The organism is Bacteroides acidifaciens, assembly GCF_903181435.1.
Classification (GTDB): domain Bacteria; phylum Bacteroidota; class Bacteroidia; order Bacteroidales; family Bacteroidaceae; genus Bacteroides.
In genome coordinates this window covers 1-25,844 of record NZ_CAEUHO010000001.1, presented here as the reverse complement: position 1 = coordinate 25,844, position 25,844 = coordinate 1, and the positions used below count along the sequence as shown (strand labels likewise).

The window sequence follows — 25,844 nt, the reverse complement described above, 5'->3', positions numbered from 1 at the left end:
GCTACAATTGTTTAACGGCTTCTGCCGTTAAACAATTTCGTTTTCGTTTAACGAAAACACAACTTGCTGTCCCCTAATGGGGACAACGTTTTTAAGTAGAACTGTAGATTGCTCCGCTTGATGTCTTCCTTTCGATAGCAACCTCCCCCATTCCGGTCTGCCCATTCGGGAAAGTTGGCAATTTTCACCAACATTGCAAAGCCGGAACGAGGTGTAGTATTCTATAACGGTAGAGCATACTACAATTATCCGGCAGTTTAATCGAATAATCCGGATACTATTATATCTGTAGTTTCTTGGAATGTTATACAGTGATAACTGAATAATTGGGGTTTTGGATATTGAGATAATTGAATATTGCTATATTCTGATATTTGAATATTCAGATAATGGATAAACAATTATACAAGACTACATTTATACAGAATTACAATTATAAAAGGCTATTATTATACACTCCCCATCAGAGAGAAAGTTCTTTCAGCCTACTGCCGTCCAGCCGGTGGACAGATACCGTACCGTCATAGTAAACAGCGAATGTCGGCACGTTCCCATCCTTCGGGAAGGTTATGGAGCCAGTATTACAGATTACTGTGCGCTCTGTACGTTCAAGTTTCCACTGGTGTGTGTGACCATAAAAAAGGCAGTCGACCCTTCCCTTCGGCAGTCTGTTCTCATTATAGATATGTCCGTGAGTGAGAAAGAAACGTTTTCCATTATCCACCAGCAGGGTATAATCGGACAGGATGGGAAAGTCAAACAGCATCTGGTCCACCTCCGAATCACAGTTTCCACGGATGGCGACAGTCTCGCCGACCATCGCATTGAGGCGTTCTGCGATCCCTTGCGGATCCAGTCCTTGGGGTATCCCGTTGCGGGGACCATAATTCAGGATATCTCCCAAAATGCAAAGCATTCCGCACTGCTGCTCTCTGTAAAATGCCAGCACTTGTTCCACGAGCCGTGTATGTCGGACACAATCAGATATTTCATTATATTTTCTTTGATTTGAAATTATAATATATTAGCGTATAAATGTTTTTATAGCTTCCGGTATTGTATTCATAACATCATCCTTTATTTGGTTAATATCGCCTTTATGTGTAGTAAAAAATAGAGCCATCGCTTTTATTTCTTGCTCTGACAAATCATGTAACATATTTACAACAACACTCATAGCTGGCCAACGATTATATTCAATAGATAGTTTTATAGAAAATTCTAATAGGTCCTGCTTCTCTTGTAAAATTTTCGTTGTTTGCATCAACAAACGAGCTCTATCCACTAAAATATCAATATCTTCAAATTGAATCCAATATTTTTCATCATTTTTGTGTGTAGTTAATAATAAATTAATGAGATTACTGACTTCTTCCCGCTTATATCTAAGTACTAACTTAAACCCATCACTTTTTAAAATTCGTAAGTCTTTAATTAAAACTCCTAAATCATCTTGCAGAGTCAGTAGATATCGATAAACCTGTTCTGCAAAGTTTGAATCATTTATTCCAGTTTTGTGAGCTGAAATCATGTCCGCAAAAGATATTATAATTTCTCTTGACTTCTGACATATATTTAGCTCATTAATAATCTCAGATACATCTTGGTAACGATCATCAGGTGATATCTTTGTACATTTATTTATGATTGGGAAAATATCAGTTTTTACCTTTGCTGCATTTACATGAAGCGGGCTTTCTCCTTCTGAAAAAACATAGTAAATCAACTTGCCAATAGAATATATATCACTCCTTTTATCTGCATTTCTCCCTTCTCCATTATTATAGATTTCTGGAGAAATATAATCATAAGTTCCCATTGTTTTATCGTTAGTAGGAGTTAAGGTCGCTGAATCACGTACTATAAATTTTCCCAGCCCAAGGTCAGAGACTTTAAGAAGTTTCCCTTGTAATAAAGCGTTACTCGGCTTAATATCTCGATGTATTATTCCTTTGTCATGCAATACTTTAATACCAGAACATAATTGTATAACATAATCAAATCGCTCCTCTTCCGTTATTCCTAATTCAACAATATCTTCTAATGACTTATCACACAAGTTCATAATGAAATATGGTGGAATGGCATCTAAGTCCTCATCAATCACATTGAGTACATTGGAATCGTTAATTGATTTCATCAACCTCACTTCCCGTTTAAATCTTAAAACTAACTCCTTATCATCAGTTCTACAATTTTTTAATGCATAATCTTTTCCTTCTTTACTAACATGATATACGGTTCCCATTCCTCCGGCACCTACATAGTCCACAACTTTATATCCATTAATTATATCACCTATTTTCATTTATCTACATTATTAAAAAAAACAATTACTCCATTACTTATCTCACAAAATGTACTTTGACCATACAAAACTCGCTATAAAAATGAATATATGCAAAGAATACTTGATATTCGTTCTATTATATAGAACAACTTTCTCCATTATAATCTATTTTTCTGTGGAACTCAAAAAATGCTTTTAGATAATCTCGTGTCTATACTTTGCGTAAAACTATATTGTCTCCAAAATATTTAAAACTTAAAATGCCAATTCCTGACTATCTATGACTATCCGTGACAGGGTATTTCATCTCTTCCCGGCATTCCTTTCTTTTGCAGTGTAGAACGGATATACAGTTATAAGCATTACAGTTTTACAGCATTATATTTTTATCTGATTATAAAAAAAGCGTATGAAAAAAGAACCGTTATTGATTGCCTTTGCCAGCCAGAAAGGAGGAATCGGAAAGTCTGCCTTCACTGTTCTGGCAGCCAGTATCCTTCACTACCGGAAAGGCCTGAGGGTGGGTGTCGTGGATTGCGACTCCCCCCAGCACAGCATCTCCCGGATGCGTGACCGGGACATAGAAAGCGTACAGGAAAGCGATTTTCTCAAAGTATCCCTTTACCGACAGCATGAACAAATCCGGAAACGCTCCTATCCGGTAATCAAAAGCAATCCGGAGAAAGCGATAGAAGACCTGCACCGCTACATCGAAGAGCAGGATGTCGTCTTTGATGTCGTACTGTTCGATCTTCCGGGAACCCTCCGCAGCGAAGGGGTTGTCCATACTATTTCAGCGATAGATTACATCTTCATCCCTTTAAAGGCGGACAATGTCGTCATGCAGAGTTCCCTCCAGTTTGCCGAGGTGGTGGAGGAAGAACTGATCGCCAGGCACAACTGTAACCTGAAAGGTATCTATCTTTTCTGGAACATGATAGACAAACGTGAACGGCAGGAGACTTACGAGTCCTGGAACCGTGTCATACAAAAAGCGGGGTTGCACCTGCTGGAATCACGGATACCGGATACCAAACGCTATAACAAAGAGTTGAGCCCTCTGAAGAACAGTATCTTCCGTTCCACGCTGTTCCCTCCCGACAACCGCCAGATAAAAGGTTCGGGCCTCTGTGAACTGATAGACGAGTTATGTGCCGTGACGCATCTGGATGATTGTCATTCCTTATAACAAGAGGAACCATGGATAGCGGAAAGAAGAAGTTTGATCCCCGGAGTATCGATGAGAAGGCTATATTAGATATTGTAGCCCGGAAAGGGACGATACGGCCGGAATCCCCTGCAACGGCTGCGTCCCGGAAACCGGAGGATACGGAAGAGGAGATTGCCGGGAGCAGTGAAGCTCCGGTCTTTACCACCGGGGACATCAATGCTTACAGGGCGTCCTTCCTGAATACGACCAGATCCAAATCCCGTAAATCATTACATATTGATGCCGGGCTGCACCGCCGTATCTCTTCCCTGGTATGGGCGGTCGGGCGTGGGGAAGTGACCGTAGCCGGTTTTGTGAACCAGGTACTGGCGCATCATTTCGAAGAGAACGGCGAATTGATAAACGCCGTGCTGGAAAAATATTACCAATCGCTAAAATCATAAGGACATGGAATACCTTTTTATTATCCTGTTCCTTTATGCCTCTTACCTGAGTATTGAAAAGTATGTCCATACGGGCGGCATTTTCACATGGAGAGGCAGGAAAGACAGGAAGGAACGTCCGGCCGCGCCTGCCACAAATCATCCGGAAATCCCCGTATCCGGGGTGGAGATCATAGGCAAAAGCCGGTATCGGATGCGACAACCACTGACAATAGATGACAATAACGGACAGCTTGAACCGGGCATGGATAAGAGTGGTAACTTTACTCCCGAAAAGGAAACAGGGCCGGTTCTCCGGGCGCACGAGCCCCTTGACAAGCATACGAAATTCCCTGAAGTTCCGGTTCCTTTTCAAAGGCTGAATTATCCTGGAACCGACTATATGCAGGAGGCTTCCCCCTCTTCCGGTGAAGAAAAAGAAGAGATACCCGAGCGCTATGAGATTACGGGATACGTACAGCGGAGCAATCCCCACCGGGCAACCGGTGTCACCTTTGACGATTTGGACATGATTGAGAAAGTGATGACATCGGACGGGCCTACGGAAACGGAACAGGAACAAGCCCGGCAGACCTTCCGAAAGCTGGAAGGCACAAACATGGAAAGGGTCCTGCAAGCGAGTGTCCTGGGAAGCAGCGATAGACTGAAACGGTATATGCGCTTGTATGTGGATAAGGGCGAACCCCATTTATTGACAGGAAAAAACAAGGACGACATTCTCCGGGAATTTGATATAACCGAGTATGTGCCTGAATAAATAGAAAAAACAATGAATATGAGACCATATTTTGATTCCGGTTGATCCGGGTGCTGTGAGCCTTTAAAATGAAGTGTATAATTTTTAAAACGAAAAAGCATGAGAGATTTCTTTGACTCCGGTTGATCCCGGGCATGGCGAGTTTTTGAAACGTAGTGTATAACCCTTTAAAAAAGAAGACATGACCGGCTTCTATGATTCAGGTTGATTATTTCCCTTTATCAAAGCGGGCATTCAAAACAAGTAATTAACCCCTTAAATCTGACTATTTCTTCATTACCTCATAAAAGAAATCTGCCATTTCGCTATAAGTATGTTCACGTCCCTCCTTTGATTTAGATAATATAGATTTTTCTGAATTTTCAATTGCTTTATCAAGATCTCCTCCATTAGCAAGCAAGAAATTATGTAAGCCTTTGCATTTTCTGCTCAAAAAGTCCTCGGTCTTTTCATAACTACAAATTCGCTCCAATTCTTTCGCCAATTCATTTGAGTTATTGAATTGTTGAGTCGTATATTTGAAATGATATAAGAACCATATTTCCAAACAGCGCTCGTTCTCAAAAAAACGTATTAGACTTTCTGTTCCTTGCCGCTTCTTGATGATCGTTTTTTGATGATATTTTGTTTTTAGTCTTAAATAGTTCTCTCGATTACGCCCTTCTTTCTTATTATCCATATCAATTAGACAGAATATCATATTATATCCGTCATCGATGCATTGTTCTATTCGACGTTCCAATTCAGCCATGCTAGTGGCATGGTTGGGAACAACTGGTTTCACTTGTGCATGAATAACACCTTCTAATGACTTCAAATAATACTTTTCAGTCGGCCCTTCACCAATAACAGCTATTGTTGTTTTTGTTTTCCGCGTTTTCATATCACTTCCTTAAAAAATGGAACCTAATTCCGGTTTTGCACCAAGTTTTCCTGTTCTATATGCCTTATAAAGAGATAGATTTTTGTGCAATCCAAACTCAGAAGCACAATAAAGTTCAGTAGAGGCATCTTCCTTTGATTTCTCAGTAAACCAAACCATATCTCGACGTATAAATTCTTCATCCAATAACTGCTGGTCTTGTGTCGTGAACAGTATTTGCGAATTGGCTGTATTCATCATAAAAGTCGTCAGAAAATGGAGCAAAAGATCATAATGCAAATTACTTTCTATTTCATCAAAACTATATATATGATCTTCACGTAACATATTGAACATACATTCCTGTAGCTGAAAATAGCGTAATGTCCCCAATGATTGGTCAATAGAAGATAAAGTAAAATCAGATCCGTCTATGGTGTGATGAGTAAAAAACACATCTTTGCCACTTTGCATTCTTGCTTCATTGTCAATACTTATATTAGAAATATTAAAATCAGCCTTTCGCATAGCAGATATAAAATAATCTTTCTTCTCTTTATTATCAATCAACTGCTGGGCAATATCCAAAAGACTATTTCCCTTCATGCCATGCACATACCGAACAATCCAGTTATAGGTATCACGGAATATCTTTGCATCTTCATTTAAAGATACTTTTGCGAAAGTAGACAGTACAGTATGGTTATTCAAAGTATTGTCTACAATTGTTTTCTTACTTTTCAAATGCAAACCGACTGTACGACCAAATTCAATATCCGGTACTACATCTTCATGGACAAACTTCCGACTATAAAATAAAGATAATACTCCATTAGGAGCATATTCCATTTTCTCAGAAATGATATAGCGGTTATTATACTCCACTGAATAGTCGTATCGTACTTGTCCTATATAAAAGGATACGGACAATCGGGTATTTTTATCTTTATCCAAAGCAAACGGGTAAAAAGGTATGGCCTGCAGCTTATTAGTATAGGGAAACATCAACACTCTCCATATTGTTTCATAAGCATAGAGAATATTACTTTTTCCAGAAGCATTAGCTCCATAAAGTATAAGCATACGATTTAACCGCATCCCTGGTTTGATTTCGACAGTCAATAACTCATGAGAGGTCTTGTCTTTGGTAGCCTCGAAAGATAACACCTGCTCTTTTCGTATTGACATGAAATTTTCTATACTAAGTTCTCTAATCATACATTCATCCTTTTATTTCGTAACTTTCCTACAAAAATAACAAATCATCTGCACAAAAGATACTTTTCTTGTTATTATTTCACTTTTTTATCTTTTGGAGTAATTTCTTATCATCACCAGTTGATTAATTCCATTCTTTATGAAAAGAGCTGACTTTTTGTGACAATAAGTGACACTATAACCTAAATCATACAAATACGCCCTATCTTGCACCAAAATTATGGTGTAACTTAAAATAATATCATTATTATGGAAGTCATTTACATTGAAACCAAGTTGTTTGAAAAGATGATGAATCAATTCAACGCTTTTACAAAACAAGTAGATTCGCTTTGTCAAAAAGTCAATGTCAAAAATCTTAGTGCATGAATGGATAGCCAAGATGTATGTTTGAGATTGAATATTTCTCCCCGGACATTACAAACCCTAAGAGATAACGGTAAATTACCTTATTCACAAATTCAGCACAAGATTTTCTATAAACCGGAGGATGTAGAGGCATTATTGACTTTTGTCGGGCTTCAACGGAAAGAGAAAATTTTAGTAAATGTATTTACAACTAATTATTTCTCAATATTTTATAAGCAATAAGTCAGGAATATGGTCGTTGTCTTTAATTGTACATTCTAAAGGATGAGGATTTAACATTTTTATTATTTCTTAGCTTATTTGACTTATTATCACCTGTTCGTACAGTCAGAGTACTTCTTCCGAAAGTTGTTCGGGCTCTTCGTCCGTCACCTTATGTTGGTTGACGCCGGGAAAGTAGTGACGCGTGTAAATCATCTGTTGCCGGATGTTGCTGGTCGTCACGTACCGCCCAACATTCTATTAATTTATGAGCGTGCTCTGGCGGGTGATAATAAGTCGGTGAGTTGTCCCATCAAGCCGAAGAGGAACCGGAAATTATTATTTACCAGTTCGTGGTCACCTTCGATGAAGCAGTCCTTGACAAGCGTTCTCATAGCCGATACCTCGTCTTTCTTGGATACGGGCATGAACTTGGAGAACTGCGAAAAAGTTGGTTCTGCCATGAGGGCTACATACATCTCCTTTTTACCGCAAAAGGTTTTCCGAACTCCACCATCAAATAAACCTTGCGCAACTTCTTTTCTTCCATAAACGTATTTTTTATTTTCCGATAGATATAGGACGGAAAAAAGAAAGAATGTGGAAAAACGGAAAGGAAAGTGCAGGAACCCCGTGATATTTTCCGCTATGCGTATATGGGAAGGGGGGAGGGTACGTTATATTTCTTTAACAATCTAATATAGTGAACTTTGCCTTATTTTGCGTCTTTTTATATAAACGCACAGAACAATAACCCTATTTGCATGAATAAATTTACGATAGACATAGATGAAACATTCAAATATTATTATCGCCCGTTATGCTTGTACGTACTGCACTATGTTCACGACACGGATATTGCAGAAGACATCGTACAAGACAGTTTTTCTATCCTATGGGAGAAATTAAGTATCAGTGGAGCCGAGATAGAAAATGTCAAAGCCTACCTTTATACGACTGCCCGCAACCGCAGTCTGGATTATCTGAAGAAAGAAGAGATATATGATCCGAATCTTTCTCCTTCCGATTTTGAAGATACGTTGAGCGATGAGGAAGCGGAGGAACGTTCGGTCAGGGAAGCGCGGATGTGGACTGCCATTGATGCCTTGCCCGAACGCTGCCGGGAGATATTCCTGCTGAACAAACGCGACGGCATGAAATACAGGGAGATAGCCGCCAAGTTCCAGATTTCCGTAAATACGGTGGATAACCACATCAGCAAGGCACTCCGACTGATACGGGAAGGGACACAGAAAGTTTACGCATTCTTATTTAACTAATATTCACAAATTCCGCATAGTGAATTTGTCTGTAATCCCAGTCATTAATACGAAAACCAAAATAAAAGAGTATGAGAACCACGGATGAAAAATGCCTTCATTTTGTCTTGCGCCACTATCAGAAGAACAAGCTGGATACGCAAAAAGCATTGAAGGCTTTCAAAGAGAAATATCAGATAACGGAACAGAGACGGAAATCCTTCCGTCTTTGGTGGATGCTTCCAGGTATGGTGGCAGCCATTCTGGCCGTAGTTTTTATTTATCCCCGTTTCCGAGAAAACGGAGTATGGAAGGAGGTAACGGCATACTCGCACCCCGTGGATTATGTGCTTCCGGATAGTTCTTTCATAACCCTGTTTCCGCATTCCTCCGTCCGTTTCCATGAGAAAGATTACCGAAGTTCCATTCGTAGGGTGCATATGGAAGGAAAGGTCTCATTTTCTGTCAAACATAATAATGACCGTCCGTTTACGGTGGAAGGAAAACTTTCCAAAGTTAGAGTATTGGGTACTGTCTTTACCGTTGATGAGAGCCGTGCAGGCACAGCTATTGTGCAAGTCGCGTCGGGAAAGGTGCAATTGTCGGCTATCGGGCAACCGGACGCTGTGATTCTGACCGGAGGCATGGTAGCGGAAGTGACGGAAGAACGAAAAGATATACAGATAATCAAAGAAGGAAAAACGGGTAGTTTCATTTTTGACAATGCTCCTCTTCCTAAAGTGCTTGAAGAATTGTCAAGGTTCTACAAAGTGAAATTGGTTGCCAATAAGACAGACAGGCGGCTGACTGCCAGCTTTAAGGACAAAAATCTGGATGAGATTATTGAGATTATAGAAAAAGTGTTGAATGTAAAAATTGAAAAGAAGAAACAATGAGAATTGTACTGACCCTATTGCTGTTCTATGTATGTATGAGTATCAAAGCTCAACAACAGGATATGACGGAAATGAAAAAAGCTATCGACCTGATGCAGGGGATGTATGGTGTAACTTTTGTGTATGACTCATCGCTGGTGACTGCCAAACCTCAAGCCTTGCCTCTGACCGGAAATTCTTTGCAGGAAAACTTGAAAAGGATTTTTGACGGTACCGGTATAAAATGGGAAATCCGCAACGAATATGTCTTGTTGTTTCGTCCCGACCACTATACCTTTTCCGGATATGTGTGTGAAAACAGCGGTGAAACGCTCATCAATGTGACAGTCCTTGATCTGAATACGCTGAAAGGCACGCTGAGTAATGAGCATGGTTTTTTCAGCATTACGCTGCCGGAAGGGAAACACAAATTTCGTTTTTCTTATATAGGTTATCAAGATGTGGTGAAGGAGGTGGATTTGAGTTCCAATTATAAGGGTGTTATCTATTTGAAAGAAAGCAGTACCTCGCTGAAAGAGGTGGTAGTGGTTGCAGACATGAACGCTCCCTTACGCACGACACAGACCGGCAAAGTGTCTTTGACTACAGAACAGTTGAATACGGAGTTTTCGCTACTTAGTTCACCGGACTTGGTCAAGACTCTACAGAGCCTTCCCGGTGTGGCTTCCGGAATGGAGCTACTTTCCGGTATGTATGTACATGGGGGTAAGAATGATGAGAACCTTTTTCTGCTGGATGGAACACCGCTTTACCAGGTCAATCATTTGGGCGGGCTGTTTTCCGCTTTCAATACGGACATTATCAAAAACGTGGATTTCTATAAAAGCGGTTTCCCGGCACGTTACGGCGGCAGACTTTCTTCTGTAGTGGATGTACGCACGAAAGAAGGGAATACGAAGGAGTTTCACGGAACTTTCTCTTTGGGGTTGCTCGATGGCAGAATACAGTTTGAAGGCCCCATCATAAAAGACAAAACTTCGTTCAATATAGCCATGCGAAGAAGCTGGGCGGATTTGATTACATCCCCGGTATTCTTCCTGCTCAACCGCTCTAATCCCGATGACAAAAAGAAGGTACGCTATGCCTTTCACGACATCAATGGGAAAATTACCCACCGTTTTTCGAGCAATAATAAACTGTCGCTTAGCGTGTTTTCAGGGAATGACCTGCTGAAGGCAAAAGCACGGCAGGTATTCGATGATGGGGAGCATTACGACTCCGATTTCAAGGCCAAATGGGGCAACTTGACTACGGCTCTGACGTGGAATAGTCAAATCACCCCGAAATTGTCCGGAAGTTTCACCGGTGTCTATTCACACAATATCTCCAAGTATGATTATGTGGAAGGTAGCCGTTTTTTTTTCGACAGGGAACAAACTTCCATGACGGAGATGGAGCGCTCCAACCATTCCACCATTGACGACATGGGATACCGCATGGAATTCGACTATCGTCCTGGCATCAATCATCATATACGTTTTGGCAGCAATTATCTGCATCACATATATCATCCGCAAAGCACTGTTTCCAGAAACCAGACGGACAGGGATACCTTATCGTCAGCAAGCGCAAGTAGCTATAAGGGAAACGAGGTCGCGTTTTATGCGGAAGATGAAATGCGGCTGTCGGCTAAGGCGAGATTAAATACGGGACTGCATTACACCCTTTACCAGACAGATGAAAAGGTGTATCATTCTTTGGAACCAAGGTTGGCCATTAGTTACCAATGCTCGGAAAGAGCCACGGTGAAAGTGTCTTATACGGAAATGAGCCAGTTTGCACACCAATTGTCAAACACTTATCTGAATTTGCCAACAGACAGTTGGGTACCTTCCACACGCAGAGTCCGTCCCATGCGCTCAAGGCAAGTGGCAGCCGGAATCTATACGGAATTACCCAGGCATATCCGTTTGAATGTGGAAGGGTATTACCGTACTACAAGCCAATTGCTGGAATACGATGGGGGGAACAGTCTGATGCTTCCCGCTGAGAACTGGGATAATTTGGTCAAAACCGGCAAAGGGAAGTCTTACGGTGTGGAATGGTCGCTGGCATACAAAGATCGTTACAATGTGATTGAAGCTGGATATACGCTTTCATGGAGCTTGCAAAAGTTTACTGATTTTTATCCCGGCTGGTATGCAGCCAAGTTCGACAATCGGCATAAACTGAACATCGCTTTCCGGCATAAGTTCAATGACCGCATAGATGCCTACGCTGCATGGGTTTACCGCAGCGGTGACCGTGCCACCATCCCTACACAGTATGTAAACGGACCGTCTTTCCCGGGTGTGCCGGATTCAGGCGAACCAGAACTGGTTTATGAGAAGCCGAACAACATCACGCTCCCGGCATATCATCGGCTCGATTTGGGTGTCAATTTCCGGCGTACTACCAAAAGGGGATTCGAGCGTATCTGGAACGTCAGCATCTATAACGCCTATTGCCGTATGAATGCGTTTTATACCCGGATAGAGCGTCTGCCCGACGGCGGTTTCAGGGGTAAGGGATTTGGCATTTTCCCGATTATACCCTCGTTTAGTTATACCCTCAAATTTTAAGTGCATGAAACATTTATATCATATATTACTGCCCGTGTATATCGGCTTACTTTCGTCCTGTACCTATCATTTTGAACTGGACGATGTGGGCGCTTCCCCCAAACTGGTGCTATACAGCTATCCGGGAAGCGGCGACACAACGGTAGTCCACCTTTCACGCAGCCTTCCCGTCAGTCAGAAAGGCGAGCTCGTCCGGGGACTGAAGGGAGCGGACGTCCACCTGTCCGTAAACGGTGAAGCGGTACCCCTTGCATGGACGGACGATTCCATACCGGGAGTCCCCGCCCAAAGCTATTACGCGGTAAAGGCGTATGAAGATGGCGACAAGGTCAACATAACCGCAGCGGCAGAAAGAATGAAAGCGGTTTCATCCGCTACGGTTGTCCCGTCCCGATTCCCTTTGACATCAATCAAATTGGCTCTCAAAGACGGTGAACCGAACCTGCTTCAGTTTCGGATAGGCTTTACAGACAATGCGCTGACAAAAGACTATTATGCGTTGAAGGTGGAGCGTAAACAACTGTTCTGGAACGATGGCAAGTATTCGGAAGAAAGCAGTACCCTCGCGTTGAACTTGGACGACGAACCTCTGCTGAATACATCTTCCGGGTTAGACGATATCCTGATGATTGAAAACGGGTTCTACCGGAATTTGTATTACTGGGACGATACGAAAATTCAAGGGAAAAGCTACACGATTCGTCTGAATACCCATTATGAGACAGACTATGAAGACGATTTTATAACTCCTGACGGAATCGAGCATATCAAACACAAAGTGAAATACAGGATTTATCTGTACAGCCTTTCGGAAGAGTTTTACAGGTATCTGAAATCAGTGAACGAGCAGAAAAAAAATGGACTTGGAAACTCTGAACTGGCTCCTATACGTTCCACTTATACCAACGTTTCGAACGGGATAGGCGTTGTGGGAGGATGCAGGATGTTTCAGACGGAATGGATAGACAATTTATAGAAAACTAAATAATAAAGAAAATGAAAAAGACAATTTTATCTATGCTATTCTTGGTAACAGAAATAGGATGCTTTGCACAAAAATCTGGCGTTATTATCAGTGTGACGGACGAACATTTGGGAAAATATTCGGGGTATTCTTACTACTTGAGTACGGGAACAGCGAATGGAACTATCTATCCCGAAACCCGATGGACACCAGGAATAGGCTTCAATTTTGGTTACCAGTTTGGCTTCAAACTTTCCAATCGCTTCTGGATGGATGCTTCCATATTGGGAAAAGTTGTTCAGGGAAAAGCAGAGTCTTTTGATTTGAATGGAAACGACGTTGTTCCGTGGTCTGATAAAGCATGGATATGGGGACTTGCCTTGAACGGCGCAATCAATTACCGCATCTGTTCCGGACTGTATGCCGGTATTGGCATTGAACCAACCGGTTATTTCAAAACCAATAAATTGAAGGAAAACCTGAAAGGGCAGGTTTTCGACTTTCCGGTTGTTCTCACCTTGGGCTATGAGTTTAATAACGGCATGAAATTATCCGCTTCTTACAAGCATGGTTTCAAGCCATTGTATGACAATGCATTTGCTTCCAACACAAAGAATAATAAAGAGTTCGGCATGTCATTGTATGTGCCCATGTTTAAATAATAATCAATCATTAAGTTTTTCAAGTATGAAACAAACGCTTTTTAGTCTTGCTTTGGCAATGACAGTCTTATCATCATGCAGCTCTGATGATATAATTAACAATCCGATGAACGAGGAAAAACATTCTTTTCCTACATCCAGGAGTTTGCACGAAAACATTCTTTCCTTTTCCAGTGAGGAAGAATACAATGCCTTAATTGATTCCTTGAGTATGTTAACTGATGAGGAGCTTCTGCAATGGGAATCTAGTCAGGAAGGATTCACCTCCATGTATAGAGTACACAGTGAAGCTTTGGAAAAAATATTAAATGCAACATGCAAAGAGGAATATGAATCCGTTAAGGCTGCTTACCAGACCGATTTTATATTTAACGAAAAGGATAGTACCGATTTGTCGATATATATGCCTGTATTGAATGTTAGCAAAGCAATCACATTGAATCCAGAAGGATTCGTATGTATCGCCGGTGAGAGAAAGAATTTGAGGGAGTTTGAAAATTATGATGGATATAAGAAAGAACTTTCTTTACTTTATCCTGTTCCGTTGGGTGTAACAATTGAAAATGGCATAAACAGGGTTCATGTTAAAACGAAGAAAAGAAAGTTCACCGCACAGATTGGTGTACGAGGAAGCCAGCAGGCTATCCGTGTAAATGCGTCTAAGAAAGTTTTATGGGGTTGGGTGGAATATACGACCGCGTACTATTGGAAATACACGCCTAACGGCCCTGTACAATTTGGTAAAGAAGTGAAAAGCGGTCATGACATTATGATTTTGGGCAATCCTTTCCCAAATGGAGCGAAATTGTATATGTGGACTCGCGGTACCGGTGAAGAAAACTGCGGAATAATGACCGTGCAATTGTAATCCTTATTGAACCGGATTATTCACCAATCATTCGGGACGAATCTCTGATATAGCCAAATGTTCGTCCCGAATATTAAAATTATCATTTTATGAGCAGGAAAGTATTTACTTGTTTTATTGTGATTTCCCTTTTTCTTAATAAAGCCGCTTCTTACGGTCAGGAAATTCAAGTGTCGCGTGACACCGTCAAGGTTTCCGTTCAGGAAGGAAATACTTCGCCTCATAACGAAAGAAGCATTACCCCAAAGCCTTTGGATATACGGAAAGTGGTTGATCTTTCTTCCGGCAGTTGCCCGTCCCGGATAACATTTGACATGCAGAACCCTTATAATCCGACATTCCCTACCGACAAATCGCCTTTGCATGAGGGGGAATATTCTACCTCCGGTATCATTAAAAGCTATCCTTCCGGCTATTTTTACGGCATAGGCAGGCAGGAAAACTTCATCGGCTTGGGAACAATGAACTATGCAGGTATCGGATATGTGTATTCTCCCGGTTGCTGGTCATTCAACTTGCAGGCATATACCGTAAAATGGAGTGTCCCCAGACGCGAGAGTCAGCTATTGGGATTGTCCGGGCTGTTGACATATCCCGTCAACGAGAAAATTCGTCTAAACACATTTGCCTCATACTCCTTCATTCTTTCTTCTCCTTTCAGTTCCTCGAATTACGGGGGATTCGTTTCCTATGACATCATTCCCAACTGGGGGATGGATTTCGGCGTCAGAAGCCATACCGATTTTCCGTTGCATAAAACGAAAACGCTTCCGATAGTAGCTCCGTATTTTCAGTATAAAGGCAACAAATTGGGTATTGATATCGGTGGCGGATTATTTAATTTGCTATTCAAATAACCTGCACTGATTTCTATCGTTACTCCTGAAGCGAGGATTATAAGATAAAGGTATTATCTTTTCATCGAAAAACCTCTTTTCTGCTGCTGGTCATAATTCCCTTCCACCACATTGTCAACCTCCCGTCTGGCTTTGATTTGCTCCCGGTTGTCAAATTCACCCTTTTGCCTGGCAGTGAAGTACAGGAAATCCCCTGCCGCCTGATGTGATTGTCTGTCATCCCCGAACAGGTTAAGGGCGTTCTTGATGTCAGATACCTGTTCCGTGTCAAAACGGGACTTGTAATAATCACGGGCAAAACGGATGATACTGTGTACCGCCTTGCGGAAGATGTCGCTTGTTTTTAGCAGCAGGAAACTGAGGCAGCCGATAATATGGCTTTGCCATGCAATCCGGTTCTTGAGTCTCGTAGTTTCCTGTGCATGTTCCGTTTCCTTGCGGTTCAGTTCGGATCGGTGTTTGGCATCCAGTTGCATCAGCTCACGGCTGTGGTCGTTCTGTATGGTCTGGATTTTATCCTGTAACCGTTCGATGGTTTCCTCGTGCGTGGAAATCTCACAGCGCAAATCCTCTATTTCATTTTTCAGGGCTTTCGATTTCCCGGTAGCCCAACCGACAGCGGCGTTCAGAAGCTCGCTTCCTTTTTCCTTGTTCAGTCTGGAGCGTTTCTCGCTGATAGCCCTATCAAGGTCTTCACTCTGCCGTTCCTTTTCATTTGCCTTTTCGATAAGGGCGTTGGTAATGCTTTCCGTTTCCTGCATCTTTTTGTTCGCCATTTCCAGCTGATGTTCCCAGTATTGCCTCGTGGCATCAAGCCGCTTCATTTCCTCCTTCTGCTTCCCAATGATAAAGTCGTTACGTTCCTGATGTTCCTTGCCTGTAACAGCCTTTGACTGCCCACGCTCCATCAGGAGTATGTCGGATGCCAGATTCTGCATTTCTGTCATATCCTCGTCATTGAGCTTGCGGCTCTTGCCTGTGTCATGGTTCATCCAGTCAAAAACGATATGGGCATGGTAATTCGGCTTGAACCATCTTTCGCCGACTTTGAAACTCTCCCTGTCTTCCGCTTCCGGCTGACCGTTCAGCCAGTGTCCCTCGTCCTTGTGCAGGAAGATCTGGAGAGGAGTGATGCCCCAGCGTCTCTGGCACTCCTCGCCAAACTTGCACACATCTGCCAGTGTCGTGTCCGGTCTGATGAGCAACACGCCCTCACGGATTGGCGAGCATCCAGCCACCTTGGTGATTTTCCCGTTCTTGCCTTTTCGTTCACGTTCCTTCTCCTGCATCGCACGTCCTGTCTTTTCCTTGACCATCCGCTTGATGTAGTCATAGTGCGCCTGCAGGTCGGGATTGCCGAAGCCCGGGTTTATCCACTGCTCGTTACCGGCAGTCAGTTCGGGTACGATGTAGATTTGAGACTTGCCGATATTGCGCATATATTCGGCAGTTCTCCGGTTATGAGCCCCACTTGATGTGACTCTGCAGGGCTTGATATGTATGCTTGATTTTGTTGCCATATTCTTAAATTTTGATTCTGGTTGTCTGACTAAAGTTGTTAGCTGATGTCCGCTCATAACCGCACAGGGTTCTTAGGGGGGTAACCCATAAGCGGAGATTACAAAGAGAGGGTCACTCTTTGCTCGGGGTTCTCAGGGGAGAAACGCCCTGAGTGGGTTCTTAGGGCAAAGTCCTAAGTGGGACGGGGCAAAGCCCAGCCCCTCGGGAGAGCCCACAACTACGAAAGCGGAGCGTGTAGTTATAGTGGGCTATATCAAGGGCAAGCCCTTGTCTTTCCGCACAGCCTACGGCTTCCGCTCTCCTGCCGTCAGGGAGGGTTTCAATCACTGCTTTCGATTGGACTTGCGCCTACCAGCACAAGGTCGAAATCATCTATCAGCTTTTGCAGGACGGGATTCTTCTCTATCATCCGTTGGAGGATTCTTTCCGCTTCGACCAAATGGTTGGCTGTACACATTAGTCTGCCTTCCTTTATCTGATAAATAATCCAGTCAGCAATGTCGATATGGGCAGCTTTCTGTTCCGGTGTGGCGTTCTTTTCTATGATGTCAGACACAATCACTTTACAAAAGGTCATACTTCCGGCACGCTGTTTCCACTCGGTATATCCGTCCGCATCGGGAAAGAGGAGGACGGTTCGTCCACTCAGCACACGTAGTTTTTCCTCTTTCATCTGGCTCTTGCCGCCTGTCGCCAGCCATACATAGCCGGGAAAGATAGCCGAGCCGATAACGGCACTCTTTTCAGATTCCACCAAGATCACCACCTTGTCGGGATTGTCTCTCAGCAGATGTTCCCCGAAGAGGCATTGGGACAACTGCCACTCCTCCGGCAATACCTGTTGCTTTTTCAGTATGCTGTGTATCCAGTTCACTGCCGATGTCTGTCCTCCCTTGATACGATGTCCGTCTTCGGGATTGTACTGCATCACCTTGCCTGTGCGCACCTTGTCATTGCGGTCTATCTGCCAGAAGATGACAGCCCCGTCATGGGTAGCTCCCAAGCGGTATTCCTCTAACAATCGGTTTAACACCTCTTTTGCCTTGCTGCCATAATAGGCAATGAGGAGCTTGGAGAGGAAACGGAAGAAGTTACTATGAACGCTTTGCGACTTTTCTACATAGTGGATTGGAATATAACATACCGATGTCGGCTGCGATGGCTGCTTAGTTTTTTGTTCCACTCTTTGCCTGTCAAAAGAGAAATCGTTAGCAGCACGACATTCGGGATGGTCGTGGAAATACTGCTTGGGGGTATAGTGATACCCACAGCTGCTTTCATGGTTACACCTGCCGACCGATGGATGCAGGGGCGTGTCCTGTTCATTCACATAATAGGCAAAAGAGTGTCTGTCGCCACAATTCGGGCAGGTATGCCGTGTCGCCATTCCTTTATAACTCTGTAACGAATAGTTGCTCATTGCTTGCCTCCTTTATTTTTTAGTTGATTATTCTGCTGTCCCGTCCTGTCCCACTGTCCTAGTCTATGGGGTATGGGACAGTGGGACACCCTGGGACACTTCGGGGAATGTTGCCTTTTCATGGCTTGTCCTCCTCTTTTTCTTGCTCTGCAAACAGTTCCGCCTGCTTTGCAGCCGTGGTTGTCCCACCTGTCCCGTCTTGTCCCGTTGTCCCACTTCCAGTGGGTTGGGACGGTAGGACACTTGGGACAGCCGCAGTCCTACCCTCCTTGCTGCGTTGGATAATCCGGCTGACGGTGGATTTGCCGCAATTCACCTCGGAGGCTATCTCCCTTACGGACTTGCCCGATTGGGAGAGTTGCAGAATCAGGCAATCCCTTTGGCTTGATTCGTTGTCACCCAATTTCTTCAGATGCTCCTTTTCCGTGGAGTAGCCTCGATGTACGAACTGCAAGAAGGCATCCACCTTCTCAATCTCATAGATGATTACATTGTCCGCATCGTATGAGTATGTGCCATAGCGCACTTTCAACTGCTTCACATAGCGAAGCCCGTTATCCTGCGCACTCTTGCCGATGGCAAACACGCTGTCAAAGAAGTTGTAGAGCCGTTTGCTTCCTGCAAGGTCATTGGACGTGATGGGGCAATCCAAAGAACGTTTGGGGGTATGCGCCAATACAAGGATGGACAGTTCATACCTCTTTTTGAGGTTGTTAAGCTGTATCATCAGCCGTCCTGCGGCATCTCCTTTCTCCATGGCGCAGCACAGATAGGTCAGGTTGTCCACGATGAAAATCTTGCAGCCGGTTTGCAATGCCATCTGCTCGATGCTGCCGATTATCGCCACCTCAAAATCGGATGCCAACAAGGAGTTGCAGTCCAGCGATACCCGGTACAGCCTTTCGGGAAAGGCGTAGAGATTTCCGTGTTCACCCGTGTAGCGGAGTTGGAATTGCTTGTCGGACAGCTCGAAGTCCAGATACAGCACATTATCCGTCCGGGCTATGCGGTCGGCAATCTGCACGGCAAGGATGGACTTGCCCACGTTGGAATCGGCAAAGAGGCAGGACAGTTCCCCCTCGTACCAAAAGCTGTCCCACAGCACACGGGGTGTGGGCAACAGCGATGCTTCGAGTACAGTCCTGTTGGCGGTCTTGATACTCATCACGCCGATACTCTCCGGCATACCGTCCCTTACTTGGGTTGCCCTCGTGAGGTCGCCATGTATCAGGTTGATATAGTTCTTGCCCTCTTCCATGACATTTACCAGTTACGTGGATTGGGTTTGCGACGGTGGGAAGAGGAAATGGATGCGTTCAGTTCCTCATCGGACAACGGTACGGGATTCTTCCGGGAGGATTCCAACCATTTGTCCAGTTCGTCACGGTAAAGGCAATAGCGTTTGCCGGGCTTGGTGGCAGGAATGGTTCCGTCCGACAGCTTCATGTAGAGCGTGCCTTTGGGAATACCCAAATACTCCGCCGCCTCGTCCACCGACATGGGGACATGGGTGTCCACTGCCTTTGCATTATTCACACCGTTCTGCTCGGTAAGCAGACTTCTCAGGCTCATCACTTCGTCCCGAAGTTGGGCCACGACCTCCGGGAGGTCGTTGAATGTAAGATTGATTTTGTTCATATTTGTGCCCGTCTCTTTTGTAAGACTTGGCGCAAAGGACTGCGATGATACGGTCGTGAATATCTCCACGGCAGGTCATTGCAAAATAATTCCCGAATAACGATGCCCAACCGTGAATGACGGGCAAGATTATTCGGGAAACGATGTAAGACAGGTGGTTATGTATTGTTGGCTGCTTGCCGTTATTGGGAGTTTTTTATTCTTTCCGCACGTAATCCGCAGGATAATGGAAATCCAAGCTGCCGTTTTCGGGTTCGTCAATGGGAATCGGAGATTTCAATGGGTCAACCTTGAAGTTCTTGATGGTCGCTATATCCGTATCGGCAAATTCCCGTGGAAAAAGATCTTTGATGAAATGGGCACGGTTATCTCCGTTATAATATTTCTTGTACATGAAACGCTCGGATATGTTCCATATGAAATGGCGAAGTGGAATATTGGTGATTTCTTTGGTCAGCCGTCCGTGTATCGGCTTCGGCTTGTAGGTGTTAAGGCTCATCCAGTTGCCCACCTCGTTGCAGATATGGTTCACGGTCGCTTCGTCCACTATACGTGGCATGATGAAATGGATATATTCCATGACCATGCGGACACGTTCTTCCTCTTCCTGCTTCTGCTTGTCCTCATAACTGGCACGGTTTGCCTCGTGGCGCTTCGGGTCGATTTTCATTGCTATCGGCTTTGTGTTGACTGGGGCTTCTTCGTTTATCAATATAGATGTTGGTGCGGCTGGTTCGAGGGTGTTTTGAGGCTGTTCTTCCTGCACGGTTACGACCTCGGCAGGAGTTTCTTTCTTGCCGAACTTGATTTTATAGATTTCGTAGGTATCGAAGATAACAGTCTGAAAGGAGAAATACAGTAACCATCCAAGCAGGTTACTACATAAGAAGACTATCAGTCTTACAAAATTGTCCTGCTTGAAACCCTCCGCAACGATGAGTGTTATAAAAAAGGAGATTAGGCAGATGGCTACGAAGATGAAGCCTAAAATGATATGTTTGTCTTTGATGGTTGGTTCCATATTCCATGTTTTATCCGGTTATTACTCGTTTTAACCACAAAATTAACAGTCTTCCGCCAATTATCATTCATTACCTGTGGTTAGTGGGTTCTTTTTCAGTGTTTTTCACCAAAAGTCCGAAATCATACTCTATAATCATACTATTAGGGGTTATTAAGAGGCCATTATGGGCAAAAATAGAGGGGACGGTCATTGCGTGTATGCCTTAACCATCCCCCTGAATACCCTGTATATTGAAACCAACTTACGCTTCCTTGCGCTTCAATGTTATCTTGTCCACCACCTGACACATCTGTTGCGCCGCCATCTTGGAATAAATCTGTGTGGTGGTAATGTTCTTGTGTCCTAAATAGGCTTGTATGACAGCCATGTCCGTACCCATTTCCACGTGCAGGCTTCCGAACGAGTGGCGGGTGCAGTGAAAGGTTATCTTCTTGGTTATGCCTGCCGCCGAGAGCCACCGTTTCAACGGGCCTTGCAGCATTTTGTCCTTAAAGCCGTTAAAGATTAACCCCTCGCACCGTTCCCCAAGCAATCCGTATGCTTCATCACTGATAGGATTATGGACTATCTGCTTTGTTTTCTGCATACGGGTGGTCACGAACATCTTACCGTTGGTGTACGGCTGTATCTGTTGCCACGTCAACTGTTTGATGTCGCTCTTCCTTAATCCGGTCAGGCAGCCGAAGAGGAATGCCCTTTTCAGGACTTCTTCCTCGCAAGGCGTTTCGGCAAGCCGTATCAGTTCCTCTTGGCTCAAGTGCTCCCTCATGGTCGGGATGCACTCGATACGGTCTAAGAACCCGTTGGGGTTCTCCTTTACCTTCCTGTCACGGTAGGCGGTATGGAGTACGGCACGGAAAGTGGACCAGTACCCTGCCGCAGAGTTGATATGCAGTTTTTGGTTGGTGTGTATGGACTGAGGGGCATCGAGCAGATACTCCATGAACTTACGGCACAAGTCCACATCGACTTCCTCAAAGGTGCATTTGCCGTTCACAAACCGCTCGAAGTGTTTATAGACGTGCAGCCACTTGGTGTTTTTCCGCTCTGCCAGCCACTTGAAGTAGGCAAGGAAATCGCCTTTCATCTTGGCTTTGTCAAAGAAGCCGTGGTTCTCGTTGAAGATGGCTTCATAGCGTTGGTTACGCAGTATCTCCGCTTTCTTCATCATGCGTGTGTTGAAGTCACGCTCCTGCTGGTTGGCAGGCTTGGCGAAGATGTAAATGCCCAAGGCTTCCCGTGTAATCACTTTCATGGTGGTGTTGTCACGGTAGCCGGGATAATAGTCCAGACATAGCGAATACTGTGTCCCGTTCTTAATCTTGCGCTTGCGCAAGGTCACTGTCTTGCATTTACTCATATGGATAGTGTTTTAATTGGTTGTACTTTTTGGAGGTATCTCCGTGTTTTCGGTGGTAAAGGAACAACGTGAAATAACCGTGAGAAACGTCACGGACAATCATTTTGAGATAATTCCCCGATAATGGAGGTTATTCACGGTTGTTTGTTCCTCTCCGCCATGACACGCTCCACATCCGAGCGCAGAAGTAGGTTCTTTACACCTACTTTCACCTTCTCGATGTGCTTTACCTTGACGATATGGCAGATGTTGGCGGAAGACAGCCCGTAGATTTGCTGAACCTGCTCCACGGTGTAGTAGCGTTCATCGTTCACAAGGTCGGTTCTGCGGAGTCCGTCCAGATGGGATTTGGAGTAGTAGGTACGTCCGTATTCTCTTTTGGTGGGTATCTTGTGGCGGTAGGCGTATGCCCGGAGTGCGGAGGGTTTCATGCCGAACACTGCTTCCGCTTCTTCGGTCAGGAGCCAGTCGGTGATTTCGCTTATATCAACAGACACGCCGAAGAACTCGTCAATATGCCTCTTGCTGTAATAGTTCTTTCCTGCGATGCGGCAGATAGGGATATGGTTGCGCTTAGCGGAGGTATAGAGCCACGATTGCTTGACCTTATAAAGGGACATCACTTCCTCACCCGAATAAAAGTCCAACACTTCATCGTTCTTATTTTCCCTTATTTCTTTTTTGGCTGGCTTGGAAGATGATGCGGACTTTTTCGGTGAGGAGGTGCTACCGGGTAAGATACGGTGGTAGGGATTGCCCTCCAGCATCTGCTCGATGTCGGCTTTGCGGATAAATGCCATGCGGTTGCTGATGCGTGAGGCTTTCAGCTTGCCGGTGGCTACCAGTTTATAGATGTACTGTCGGGAACAGCCCATGAGCGTGGCTGCTTTGGAAAAAGTGAGATACTCCTGATGCTGTATCTCCATGAGTGGCAGGGCGACCTTGAAGAGGTTGTTCTTCTGTGTTACTCTGGCTCGCTTGGCTTCCGCCTGACAAGCCTCGCTGCAATACCTTTGCATTCCGCTCCGGGTGACAAACGGCTTGCCGCAAAATTGGCATTTCTTTGTTGTTTTCATACTGCTTTATCGTTTACCTGTTCATTTACTTATCTATATATCCCTGAAGTGGTAAACAGATGTAAACAGCAGTCAACCCCTGTCGCATTTCTACACGGTGTGACTATCGCCGTATATCGGGGCGGAAATTGTCGCTCATCGTAAACGGTTGTAAACTCTTGTCAACTCCCTGCACGATGTGACAAAAAATAAGCCCCGCAAATTCTCCACGTCAGAAATATGTCTCAAAAATATGTGGAAATTTGGGAAGCATCAAAAAGCAGCTGAAAAGTGTTAAATCTTAGAATATGCTGATAATTAATGGTTTATGATTGGATATTTCTGGTTGGTTTTGGTTGTTATACGCTTCTAAATACAAAATCAAAAATATAAATCAATAGGTCATGGAAGGAATTATAATGAAAGACAACAAACAGGTTGTTGCTTTTTTCAAGGCATTGGACAGTATGCTTGTGAAAATGAACAAGATCGTAGATAATAGCCGTCCTCCATTGAATGGAGAGCGATATATTACAGATAAAGAGTTAGCCCAATGATTAAAAATTAGCAGAAGAACTTTGCAGGAGTATCGCAACAACGGAACGCTTCCTTATTATCAGTTAGGTGGAAAGATCTTGTATAAAGAATCAGATGTGGAAAAGTTATTGGAAGATAATTATCATAAGGCTTTTCAAGAGTAGATTCTCTATCCAGTCTGAAATATTATCAAAGGTGTTCTGTATAATATTCATCTGATTATAAGAGTGCTACATTCAATTAATGGCTCATAAATTAGCATATCAAATAGAAATTTCGTAACTTTGTAACATGATAGAAGGATGAATACCACTGTAAAATGCAGCTGGTAATACAGGGTGAAATCGGAGGACTTCACAAACCCGATATCATAGAAAGTTTGATAATCAAATGGTTACAGAAGTATAATATAAAGTGTTCGGGCCCCAGGCGGATCACTGGAAACAAAAGAAAAATCAAGCAAATCCCTGATAATATCAGATTATCAGGGATTTCTTTTTTCTGGCAGGTAGCAGAAAATAGGGGTCAGTCTGAAATTTTAGTAATGTTGCAAGATTATACGGTGGCCTCCTTTCTGATTGAGGTTTGACATGTTTAAACCCAAGCTCATCTATAGGTAAGATATCCACAAATGAATCTGGAGTAACCAATTGTTCAAGAACTATCATTTGAATTTAATTTCTGTTTTCTCCTACTATGTAGTTCATAGATATATTGTTTAGTTTCTTTCTATAGATATACGAAAAATAAATGATAATTCAATATAGCTTCTAAATTTTCTACACAGACTCCCGACCACTAACAAATAAAGAATCTTTTTCAAAAGGAAATATATGAGACAAGTATCATTAACTCTTTATCTTAAAACAATATCTCCAATCCTGCTCTTACAAAATTTTACTAGTAATATATAAGCCCACAATCTTTTATTACCCATCTCTTTATCTTGCTATTTTCAATAGAAGATTGTACTTTTGTCATCACTTTATCAGTCAATGTTTTATACAAATGGTCTTTATACACAATTTATTTCTCATTTTGGGACGTGGAATAGGGCAAGTGATGTTCCAGAATAATGCGTTCTCTGGATTATTAATGCTAGTCGGAATATTTTTAAACTCATGGCAAATGGGAATACTAGCAGTCTGCGGTAATATAATAAGTACACTGACAGCTTATTTTTCAGGATATAAGCATGATGATATTAAAAATGGATTATATGGATTTAATGGAACTTTAGTAGGTATAGCGGTTGGCGTATTTCTGCAATTATCGGTAGGAGGTTTAATCATGTTGATTATCACTTCCGCACTTTCCACATGGATTGCTTATTTTTTCAATCGGCAACGCCTGCTCCCTGGCTTCACCGCTCCTTTCATTCTTGTTGTATGGGGAATGTTGGGAGTTTGCAGCTGGCTTTTCCCCAATTTACTATTGGTTTCTGATACGGTTATTGATTCCACACAAAATATTAATTATTTCCAGACCTTCTGCTTAGGTATAGGTCAAGTCATGTTTCAAGGAGATACAGTTCTAGCCGGATTATTTTTCTTTATAGGCATTTTAATTAATTCTCGAAAGGCAAGTCTCTATACTATCTTGGGAGCACTTCTTCCTATTCCCCTAGCCATTTTATTTGAAGTGGATGCTACAAACTTAAATGCCGGATTAATGGGCTACAATGGTGTATTATGTGCCATAGCTTTAGGAGGGACGACCAGAGAAAGTGGCATATGGACAGGATGTTCTGTCTTACTATCCACCGTATTGCAGATTCTAGGAATGAGTTTGGGTATCACTACCTTAACCGCTCCCTTTGTTATATCTGTATGGGTCATAATAATGGCACAAAAAACAATCAAGATACAGAATAACTAAATTAGCCTTCAAATATAAGTTTATGACATTTTT

The 25,844-nt window shown here is 43.3% G+C and carries 23 protein-coding genes and 2 pseudogenes; 13 read left to right on the top strand and 12 right to left on the bottom strand.

What is annotated here, in order from left to right; translation table 11 throughout:
* Positions 1–463 precede the first annotated feature (463 nt).
* Together yfcE and CLIN57ABFB40_RS00120 are read right to left on the bottom strand one after the other, a co-directional pair.
* Positions 464–993: pseudogene (gene yfcE / locus CLIN57ABFB40_RS00125) on the bottom strand (phosphodiesterase).
* A 31-nt stretch (positions 994–1,024) separates the two neighbouring features.
* On the bottom strand, positions 1,025–2,308 hold the full coding sequence (locus tag CLIN57ABFB40_RS00120; RefSeq protein ID WP_175628371.1) for a serine/threonine-protein kinase: 1,284 nt from the start codon (positions 2,306–2,308) through the stop codon (positions 1,025–1,027).
* A gap of 391 nt (positions 2,309–2,699) precedes the next feature.
* On the opposite strand from CLIN57ABFB40_RS00120, the gene CLIN57ABFB40_RS00115 reads away from it, so the two are divergent.
* From CLIN57ABFB40_RS00115 to CLIN57ABFB40_RS00105, 3 genes are read left to right on the top strand one after another with little or no spacing between them, the layout of a single operon-like run.
* Entirely contained in the window at positions 2,700–3,479 is a 780-nt protein-coding gene (locus tag CLIN57ABFB40_RS00115; RefSeq protein WP_175628370.1) for a ParA family protein, read from the top strand.
* An 11-nt stretch (positions 3,480–3,490) separates the two neighbouring features.
* Complete coding sequence (locus tag CLIN57ABFB40_RS00110; RefSeq protein ID WP_175628369.1) at positions 3,491–3,904, top strand: DUF3408 domain-containing protein; 414 nt, start codon at positions 3,491–3,493, stop codon at positions 3,902–3,904.
* A 4-nt stretch (positions 3,905–3,908) separates the two neighbouring features.
* The gene (locus tag CLIN57ABFB40_RS00105) at positions 3,909–4,661 is read left to right on the top strand and encodes a hypothetical protein (protein ID WP_175628368.1); all 753 of its coding nucleotides are present in this window, start codon (positions 3,909–3,911) and stop codon (positions 4,659–4,661) included.
* A gap of 265 nt (positions 4,662–4,926) precedes the next feature.
* Here the strand turns inward: CLIN57ABFB40_RS00105 and CLIN57ABFB40_RS00100 are convergent, their stop codons facing one another.
* Positions 4,927–5,544: an RloB family protein gene (locus tag CLIN57ABFB40_RS00100; protein ID WP_154029885.1), complete on the bottom strand. Its 618-nt coding sequence runs from the start codon at positions 5,542–5,544 to the stop codon at positions 4,927–4,929.
* Between the two features lie 9 nt (positions 5,545–5,553).
* Positions 5,554–6,741 (bottom strand): AAA family ATPase, encoded by a 1,188-nt coding sequence (locus CLIN57ABFB40_RS00095; RefSeq protein WP_154029883.1) that lies wholly within the window; start codon positions 6,739–6,741, stop codon positions 5,554–5,556.
* Between the two features lie 369 nt (positions 6,742–7,110).
* On the opposite strand from CLIN57ABFB40_RS00095, the gene CLIN57ABFB40_RS00090 reads away from it, so the two are divergent.
* Complete coding sequence (locus tag CLIN57ABFB40_RS00090; protein ID WP_175628367.1) at positions 7,111–7,332, top strand: helix-turn-helix domain-containing protein; 222 nt, start codon at positions 7,111–7,113, stop codon at positions 7,330–7,332.
* A gap of 245 nt (positions 7,333–7,577) precedes the next feature.
* On the opposite strand, the gene CLIN57ABFB40_RS00085 is transcribed toward CLIN57ABFB40_RS00090, so the two are convergent.
* Positions 7,578–7,790, bottom strand: a complete 213-nt coding sequence (locus tag CLIN57ABFB40_RS00085; RefSeq protein ID WP_005851865.1) for a hypothetical protein — start codon at positions 7,788–7,790, stop codon at positions 7,578–7,580.
* A 285-nt stretch (positions 7,791–8,075) separates the two neighbouring features.
* Between CLIN57ABFB40_RS00085 and CLIN57ABFB40_RS00080 the strand changes: the two genes are divergently transcribed.
* The 7 genes from CLIN57ABFB40_RS00080 (at position 8,076) to CLIN57ABFB40_RS00050 (ending at position 15,378) form a co-directional block, all read left to right on the top strand.
* The gene (locus tag CLIN57ABFB40_RS00080; RefSeq protein WP_117677760.1) at positions 8,076–8,591 is read left to right on the top strand and encodes an RNA polymerase sigma-70 factor; all 516 of its coding nucleotides are present in this window, start codon (positions 8,076–8,078) and stop codon (positions 8,589–8,591) included.
* A gap of 71 nt (positions 8,592–8,662) precedes the next feature.
* The gene (locus tag CLIN57ABFB40_RS00075) at positions 8,663–9,466 is read left to right on the top strand and encodes a FecR family protein (protein WP_175628366.1); all 804 of its coding nucleotides are present in this window, start codon (positions 8,663–8,665) and stop codon (positions 9,464–9,466) included.
* Positions 9,463–12,027, top strand: coding sequence for a TonB-dependent receptor (locus CLIN57ABFB40_RS00070; RefSeq protein ID WP_175628365.1), 2,565 nt, complete (start codon positions 9,463–9,465; stop codon positions 12,025–12,027). Before CLIN57ABFB40_RS00075 ends, CLIN57ABFB40_RS00070 begins: the two co-directional genes overlap by 4 nt.
* A 4-nt stretch (positions 12,028–12,031) precedes the next feature.
* Entirely contained in the window at positions 12,032–13,003 is a 972-nt protein-coding gene (locus CLIN57ABFB40_RS00065; protein WP_172500216.1) for a DUF4249 domain-containing protein, read from the top strand.
* A 20-nt stretch (positions 13,004–13,023) separates the two neighbouring features.
* Positions 13,024–13,653, top strand: coding sequence for a hypothetical protein (locus CLIN57ABFB40_RS00060; protein ID WP_175628364.1), 630 nt, complete (start codon positions 13,024–13,026; stop codon positions 13,651–13,653).
* A 25-nt stretch (positions 13,654–13,678) separates the two neighbouring features.
* Positions 13,679–14,521 (top strand): DUF4848 domain-containing protein, encoded by an 843-nt coding sequence (locus CLIN57ABFB40_RS00055; RefSeq protein ID WP_117740105.1) that lies wholly within the window; start codon positions 13,679–13,681, stop codon positions 14,519–14,521.
* 89 nt (positions 14,522–14,610) lie between these two features.
* Complete coding sequence (locus CLIN57ABFB40_RS00050) at positions 14,611–15,378, top strand: hypothetical protein (RefSeq protein WP_175628363.1); 768 nt, start codon at positions 14,611–14,613, stop codon at positions 15,376–15,378.
* Between the two features lie 53 nt (positions 15,379–15,431).
* Here the strand turns inward: CLIN57ABFB40_RS00050 and CLIN57ABFB40_RS00045 are convergent, their stop codons facing one another.
* The 7 genes from CLIN57ABFB40_RS00045 to CLIN57ABFB40_RS00015 all read right to left on the bottom strand — a co-directional run bounded on the left by CLIN57ABFB40_RS00045 (position 15,432) and on the right by CLIN57ABFB40_RS00015 (position 23,417).
* On the bottom strand, positions 15,432–16,898 hold the full coding sequence (locus CLIN57ABFB40_RS00045) for a mobilization protein (protein ID WP_175628362.1): 1,467 nt from the start codon (positions 16,896–16,898) through the stop codon (positions 15,432–15,434).
* A 320-nt stretch (positions 16,899–17,218) separates the two neighbouring features.
* A complete protein-coding gene (locus CLIN57ABFB40_RS00040; protein ID WP_175628361.1) occupies positions 17,219–18,319 on the bottom strand; it encodes a DUF6371 domain-containing protein in 1,101 nt (366 codons plus the stop codon).
* Positions 18,320–18,437: 118 nt separating this feature from the next.
* On the bottom strand, positions 18,438–19,577 hold the full coding sequence (locus CLIN57ABFB40_RS00035; RefSeq protein ID WP_175628360.1) for an AAA family ATPase: 1,140 nt from the start codon (positions 19,575–19,577) through the stop codon (positions 18,438–18,440).
* Between the two features lie 5 nt (positions 19,578–19,582).
* Positions 19,583–19,957 (bottom strand): helix-turn-helix domain-containing protein, encoded by a 375-nt coding sequence (locus tag CLIN57ABFB40_RS00030; protein WP_175628359.1) that lies wholly within the window; start codon positions 19,955–19,957, stop codon positions 19,583–19,585.
* Positions 19,958–20,153: 196 nt separating this feature from the next.
* A complete protein-coding gene (locus CLIN57ABFB40_RS00025; RefSeq protein ID WP_175628358.1) occupies positions 20,154–20,978 on the bottom strand; it encodes a transposase in 825 nt (274 codons plus the stop codon).
* Between the two features lie 244 nt (positions 20,979–21,222).
* Positions 21,223–22,341 (bottom strand): tyrosine-type recombinase/integrase, encoded by a 1,119-nt coding sequence (locus tag CLIN57ABFB40_RS00020; RefSeq protein WP_175628357.1) that lies wholly within the window; start codon positions 22,339–22,341, stop codon positions 21,223–21,225.
* A 134-nt stretch (positions 22,342–22,475) separates the two neighbouring features.
* On the bottom strand, positions 22,476–23,417 hold the full coding sequence (locus tag CLIN57ABFB40_RS00015) for a helix-turn-helix domain-containing protein (protein ID WP_175628356.1): 942 nt from the start codon (positions 23,415–23,417) through the stop codon (positions 22,476–22,478).
* Positions 23,418–23,800: 383 nt separating this feature from the next.
* Here CLIN57ABFB40_RS00015 and CLIN57ABFB40_RS00010 point away from each other — a divergent pair.
* Both CLIN57ABFB40_RS00010 and CLIN57ABFB40_RS00005 read left to right on the top strand, forming a co-directional pair.
* Positions 23,801–24,097 (top strand): annotated as a pseudogene (locus CLIN57ABFB40_RS00010) (helix-turn-helix domain-containing protein).
* A gap of 844 nt (positions 24,098–24,941) precedes the next feature.
* Positions 24,942–25,811, top strand: coding sequence for an urea transporter (locus tag CLIN57ABFB40_RS00005; RefSeq protein WP_175628355.1), 870 nt, complete (start codon positions 24,942–24,944; stop codon positions 25,809–25,811).
* Positions 25,812–25,844 lie beyond the last annotated feature (33 nt).